The 1033-nt window shown below is 59.3% G+C and carries 1 protein-coding gene; it reads right to left on the bottom strand.

The window, feature by feature from the left end:
- Positions 1 to 978: IS4 family transposase (locus tag GTP27_RS23250; protein WP_443093194.1), on the bottom strand; the 978-nt coding region annotated here is incomplete at its 3' end.
- Positions 979 to 1033: the final 55 nt, after the last annotated feature.

The raw sequence follows: 1033 nt of genomic DNA, 5'->3' as shown, positions 1-1033 counted from the left end.
GATATCGAACAGCATCTCGATTTCCCAACGCGCCCTGTACCAATCAATCAATTCATTGACTTCATCGAGCGAGCTGGCATGGCGATTCGTCAGCAACCGCCATTCAACTGGCTTGGTCCCTGCCGGCGCGCCCACTTCCCTCGCTACAATACAGGTAACGCTGACGGCACTGCTTTTGCCAGCGGCCAGTTCCACACGCCGAGCCCATAACTGCTGCCGCACCAGCCGCTCTTTGATGCCATGACGCGAGGCCATCGTAAAGCTGATCTCGCCCATTGGCGCTTCACTCGTCGCAACGTCGAACAGCTTGCCGTGATCGGGCACGCAGCGATTGTGCGCGGCTCGCACCAGCCAATCGGCCGGATGGTCAAGGTATTGTGCACGCTGCATCAAGGGCATCAAATCGGCCTCACGGTCAGCCACGTATACCAAGCGCGTCCCCGGCATCTCTTGTGCCATCTCGGCGATGCGGTCGTAGCCTTCAACCCAGCGCACGCTTTCTTTTGGCCCGTCGCGCTGGCCGTCTTTGTTCCTCTTTTCACGCGCCCACATCCAGGCGTCCACCACGCCCAGCGCCGTGCGCGCTGGCGTCACGGCGTAAGTCGGATGCAGATACATGCCCCGTTGGCTGTCATAGCTCAGCGGGCCGAGCCCTTCGATCTCCTGACCGTTGAAATTGAGTTCGGTCGTGTCTTGCAAGCACAGCACCACAGGCTCGTTTTGCATCCGCAACTGCGTCTGCTGCCAGTGGGGTGCCATGATGTCCCGCCAATCGACCGACTCATTGCCCAAGAAGCGATACGCCGCGATGGTTTCTCCCCAACCGTCGCAGGCTTCGGGAATACTCGCCGTCGGATTCGCCGCAAACCGCTCCATCATTGTCCTCGCTCGCCTGTTGAGGCGCGCGTCGCCAAGATCCAACTGTGCAAATTCCGTCGCCGCCCAGTCTGCTGATGCCATTGTCAACGCGTCACCCAAAAGACGAGAGTAAACGCGAAAAGTCGGCAGTTTACAAGGGCAGATGCGAAAATTG

It is taken from the genome of Duganella qianjiadongensis (assembly GCF_009857915.1).
Classification (GTDB): domain Bacteria; phylum Pseudomonadota; class Gammaproteobacteria; order Burkholderiales; family Burkholderiaceae_D; genus Rugamonas; species Rugamonas qianjiadongensis.
This window is presented reverse-complemented; position numbering and strand designations above follow the sequence as displayed.